Origin of the sequence: Thermobifida fusca NBRC 14071 = JCM 3263 (genome assembly GCF_001592045.1) — a bacterium.
GTDB lineage: Bacteria > Actinomycetota > Actinomycetes > Streptosporangiales > Streptosporangiaceae > Thermobifida > Thermobifida fusca.
The window spans coordinates 1-2,703 of sequence record NZ_BCWB01000080.1 but is presented as its reverse complement, the minus strand read 5'-3'; the positions used below and the strand labels follow the sequence as shown (position 1 = coordinate 2,703).

At 68.2% G+C, this 2,703-nt stretch carries 1 protein-coding gene; it reads left to right on the top strand.

All coding sequences use genetic code 11. The features are described 5' to 3' along the window. Nucleotides 1–2,703: NAD-glutamate dehydrogenase (locus TF1_RS15635; RefSeq protein WP_174522693.1), on the top strand; the 2,703-nt coding region annotated here is incomplete at both ends.

Genomic DNA, 2,703 nt, shown 5'->3' with positions numbered 1-2,703 from the left:
TCGTGCACGGCGGCCTGAACTGGCGCCAGATCACCGTGCTCCGCGCCTACGCCACCTACCTCCGGCAGACCGCCACGTCCTTCACCCCCGCCTACATCGCCGATGTGCTCAACTCCCACACGCACATCGCCCGGCTACTGGTCCGGCTCTTCGAATCGCGGTTCGACCCGCAGTTGGACGAGGGCCGCGCAGAACTGTGCGAGGGGATCACCGAGGAGATCCTCGGAGAGCTCGACCAGGTCGACAACCTCGACGCCGACCGCATCCTGCGGTTCTTCCTCGCCGCGATCGGCGCCACCCTGCGCACCAACTACTTCCAGGACGGCGGCACCAAGCCCTACCTGGTCTACAAGCTGGACCCGGGACGTATCCCCGACATGCCGCAGCCGCGGCCTAAGCTGGAGACGTTCGTCTACTCCCCGCGCGTTGAGGGAGTCCACCTGCGGTTCGGCACGGTGGCGCGCGGCGGGCTGCGCTGGTCGGACCGAATCGAGGACTACCGCACCGAAATCCTGGGCCTCGTCAAAGCGCAGACGGTCAAGAACTCCGTCATCGTGCCTAGCGGCGCCAAAGGCGGGTTCGTCTGCAAGCGGCTGCCCAAGGGCGACCGCGACGCGGTCATGGCGGAAGTCGTGGACTGCTACAAGCAGTTCATCGGCGGCCTGCTCGACGTCACCGACAACCTCGTCAACGGGACTGTCAGCCACCCCGAGGACGTGGTCCGCTACGACGGAGACGACTCCTACCTGGTCGTGGCTGCCGACAAGGGCACAGCGACCTTCTCCGACATCGCTAACGCGGTCGCCGCAGAACGCGGCTTCTGGCTGGGCGACGCCTTCGCCTCCGGCGGCTCGGTCGGCTACGACCACAAGGCCATGGGCATCACCGCCCGCGGCGCCTGGGAGTCGGTCAAATACCACTTCCGGGAAATGGGCGTGGACGTCCAGAAAGAGGACTTCACGGTGGTGGGCATCGGCGACATGTCGGGCGACGTGTTCGGCAACGGCATGCTCCGCTCCGAGCACATCCGCCTCATCGCAGCCTTCGACCACCGGCACATCTTCCTCGACCCCGACCCGGATCCGGCGGTGAGCTACGCGGAGCGCCGCCGTCTCTTCGAACTCCCCCGCAGCTCCTGGGCGGACTACAACCCCGAGCTGATCTCCCCGGGTGGCGGCGTGTACTCCCGCCACGCCAAGTCCGTGCCGATCAGCCCGCAGGTGCGCCGGGCCCTGGGGATCGCGGACGACGTCACGACCCTCACCCCGCACGAGCTGATCAAGTGCGTCCTCACCGCCCCAGTGGACCTGCTGTGGAACGGCGGGATCGGCACCTACATCAAGGCGTCCACCGAATCCCACACCTCGGTGGGGGACAAGGCCAACGACCCGGTCCGCGTCGACGCCTCCCAGTTGCGCTGCAAAGTGGTCGGGGAAGGCGGCAACCTGGGAATGACCCAGCAGGCCCGCATCGAGTTCGCGCTCGCCGGCGGCCGCGTCAACGCCGACTTCATCGACAACTCCGCCGGCGTGGACACCTCGGACCACGAGGTGAACATCAAGATCATGCTGGACCGCGAGGTCCGGGCCGGGCGGCTCGACAAGGCCGAGCGCGACGCGCTGTTCATGGACATGACCGACGAGGTCGCCCGCCTCGTGCTGCGCACCAACTACCTGCAGAACACGGCGCTGGCTGCGGCCCGCAAGCAGAGTCCCGCCATGCTGCACGTCCACACCCGCTACCTGCGCAAACTGGAGCGGGACGGCCACTTGCAGCGCAAGCTCGAGTTCCTGCCCGACGACAAGGCGATCGCGGCCCGGCGGTCGGCCGGGCGCGGGCTCACCGGGCCTGAGTTCGCCACGCTGATCGCCTACACCAAGATCGTGCTGGCCGAGGAGATCCTCGCCTCGGACCTGCCCGACGACCCCTATCTGAACTCCGTGCTGCTGGAGTACTTCCCCACACCGCTGCGCGAGCGCTTCCGCGACGCCATCCTCCAGCATCCGCTGCGCCGGGAGATCATCACCACGGTGGTGGTCAACGAAATGGTCAACCGGTGCGGGTCGACGTTCGCCTTCCGTTTCGCCGAGGAGACGGGCGCGGACGCTCCGGAGATCGCCCGCGCCTACCTGCTGGTGACGGAAGTCTTCGGCCTGCGGGACTTCTGGGCGAAGGTCGAGGCCCTCGACTACCAGGTCGACGTCGACACCCAGTTGACCATGCTGCTGGAAGCCCGCAAGCTGGTCGAACGGTCGGCCCGCTGGCTGATGCGCTACCGCTCCTTCGACTCGGACCTCCACGCCGAGATCGCCCGGTTCCGGAAAGGCGTCCAGGAGATCGTCCCGCAGCTGTCCGCAATGCTGCAGGGGCGCGACCTGCAGGCTTTCACGGAGCGCCGGGACGCCCTCGTGGCCAAGGGCGTGCCCCAGGAGCTGGCCGAACAGGTCGCCGCCATGGTCCCCGCCTACTCGACCTTCGACCTGATCCGCGTCTCCGAGGAGACCGGCCGGTCGCTGCGCGAGGTGGCGGAGGTCTACTTCGACCTGGCCGACCAGTTGCAGCTCACCCGGCTGCGGGAGCGGATCATCGCCCTGCCGCGCGACGACCGCTGGAGCACGATGGCGCGCGCCGCGGTGCGCGACGACCTGTATGCCGCCCAAGCCGACCTGAGCGCGATCATCCTGCGCTCCGGGCATGCCGGGG